Origin of the sequence: Larkinella sp. C7 (assembly GCF_006149005.1) — a bacterium.
Lineage (GTDB): Bacteria > Bacteroidota > Bacteroidia > Cytophagales > Spirosomataceae > Larkinella.
This window is the reverse complement of the sequence record NZ_VBSL01000043.1, coordinates 1-2,721: the sequence shown is the minus strand read 5'-3', so window position 1 is coordinate 2,721 and position 2,721 is coordinate 1. Positions and strand designations below refer to the sequence as shown.

Below are 2,721 nucleotides of genomic sequence, written 5' to 3'. Positions count from 1 at the left end.
ATTGGGATCGCCCAGCCAGTCGAGCAGGGTGGTGGCCCAGCGGGGCGGTGGTCCGACGTTTCGGTTTGGATGATCTGGCCGTTTGATGGGCTCCATATTTTTTCAATATCAAATGTTAAATGATGAATGTTAAATAATAAAGAGGTCACCCGCGCGGTGACGAATGATAACGTATCCCGGCGGCATTCGCCCTTTATCATTTTACATTCATCATTTGATATTTATCATTCATTAGCTTTTCATTCCGAACGCAATGACTTCACCGGATTCATCAAAGCGGCCCGAATGCTTTGAAACGAAACCGTCACCAGAGCGATCCCGATAGCTGCCAATCCCGCCAGTGCAAAAATCCACCATGACAAATCGGTTTGGTAGGCGAATCCTTGCAACCATTTATTCATCGTCCACCAGGCCATGGGCGATGCAATCAGGATGGCCAAGCACACCAGTTTGAGAAAATCACTCGACAGAAGCCGGATCAAACTGAACACTGATGCTCCCAGCACTTTCCGGACGCCAATTTCTTTGGTGCGCTGTTCGGCTGTGAACGAGGCTAGGCCAAACAAACCCAGGCAGGCAATGAAAATGGCTAAAACCGCAAAATAATTGACCAGTTTACCCACCACTTCTTCGCTTTTGTATAATTTCTGGTATTCCTGATCAGCAAAGGAATATGTAAATGGAAAGGTCGGATTGAATTGAGTGCAAAGGGCTTTCAGGCTCGCCAGGGCCTGTTTTGTCTGGCCAGGGTGCGTCCGCACCAGCAGGCTACCGTACACATCCTTTTCATTCAACCGAATGATGATGGGCTGGATAGGCTCGTGCAACGACTGGAAATGAAAGTCCTGAACGACGCCAATAATTTTACCCGGTTTGTCCCAGAATGTAAGCGGTTGGCCCACCGGATTTTGGTAACCAATTCGCCGGGCCGCCTGTTCGTTGATAACATAACCGGTCGAATCCGTTGAAAAAGCACGTGAAAAATCTCTTCCTTCCAAAATCTTGACTTTCAGTGTGTTTACAAGGTCGTAGCCGACGCCGACGTGGGTAAACTGGATCTTGACATTCGGATCTTTTCCTGTCCAATCCGCATCGCTGGTGTTTTGGGCGATGAAGGTCGGTTGCATATCCATGTGGGTAATGGACTGAATCCCGGGTTTGCTGAGCAACTCCTCCTTCAACATTGTATATTTTGCAGAAAGCCCGCCCTCCAGCGGAATGTAAATGAGATTCTCCCGATCAAAACCCAGATTTTTCGTCTGAATGTAGCTTACCTGCCGGTAGACAACGAAGGTGCCGACCATCAGAAATATCGAAATGACGAACTGAAAAATAACCAGCCCCTGTCGAAACCGGGTGGCCCCGGGCCGAAACTTCAGCGTTCCTTTCAACACCTGGACGGGTTGCAGAGATGACAGAAAGAGTGCCGGATAACTGCCGGCCAGCATGCCGGTAATGAGCACGATCCCCGCTAAAACCAAAACAAAGTCCGGTTCAGAAAACGGCATGGTTATCGTCTTGCCCGTCAGTTGGTTAAAGCCCGGCAGCAGCAACGCGATTAATCCCATCGCCACCATAACAGCAAGCAACGTCAGCAAAATGGCCTCGCCAATAAACTGGGCGATCAGCCGGGATCGTTCGGCACCCACGACTTTGCGGATGCCTACTTCCTTCGCCCGTCTGGCCGATCGTGCTGTCGCCAGATTCATGAAGTTGATGCAGGCAATCAGCAATAGAAAAACCGCCACCAGGCTAAACAATCGGACGTATTCAATGCGACCACCCGAAATTTCCCCATTTTCGGTTTCAGCGTGCAGGTATATGTCTTGGAAGGGTTGTAGGAATAGTTCTATATTGAAACTGGCCAGATTTTTAGGATCTATCTGGTCGTTGTAGTCCCAAAGAAAATTCCTGATTTTGGCTTCAAAAGCCGATACGTCCGTGCCGGGATGTAACTGCAAAAAGGCTCTGGGACCCTGATTTCCCCAATCGTTTGCCCAGCCGTTGCGTTTCTCAAAATCAGCCCATGAAAGCAGAAAGTCGTATTTTTCACTGCTGTTTGCAGGCAGATTTTCGAAAACCGCCGTCACCTGGTAATTCGCACCGTTGTTGATCTGCATAGCCTGACCGATAGCCGCTTGCGGACTACCAAAGAAGTTTTCGGCCATTTTGCGGGAAATTGCCAGACTATTCGGTGTTTTCAATGCTGTTTCGGGGGTGCCTGCCAGTAAAGGAACACTGAACATCCTGAACCAGTCGGCGCCCGCCCAGTTGCCTTGCTCCTTGATTGCTTTGTTGTTGACTGTGAACGTCACCTGATCGCTCCAGCTAAAACCGGCGGCATAAACGACTTCAGGGAATTTTTTCGGCAGTTCCAATGAAATCGGCCAGGGCGTACTGGATCCGGCCATCCGCTTTCCATCACTGAATTGCCGCTCCATAATTCGATAGAGATGTGGCCCATTGGCGTGGTATCGATCCATCTTCCATTCGTCCCGTACCCATAGAAAAATGAACAGGCTACACGTCAGCCCAAGTGCCAGACCTAAAATATTAATTCCCGAAAAGGATTTGTTGCGCCAAAAATTGCGCAGTGCGATTTTGAAATAATTCCGGATCATAGCAGGACTCAGGAAAAAAGGGGGTGAATACGCTTCTTTTCGTTGGGCCAGCGGCCGCAACAACTTCAAAACACTCAGGGCATACCGCCAGCGCGCTTTT

1 protein-coding gene is annotated in these 2,721 nt (G+C 49.4%); it reads right to left on the bottom strand.

Annotation, left to right across the window (positions count from 1 at the left end; genetic code table 11):
- Positions 1–239: 239 nt before the first annotated feature.
- Positions 240–2,721 (bottom strand): ABC transporter permease (locus FH871_RS31590; protein ID WP_306439262.1); only part of this gene is annotated, 2,482 nt, incomplete at its 5' end.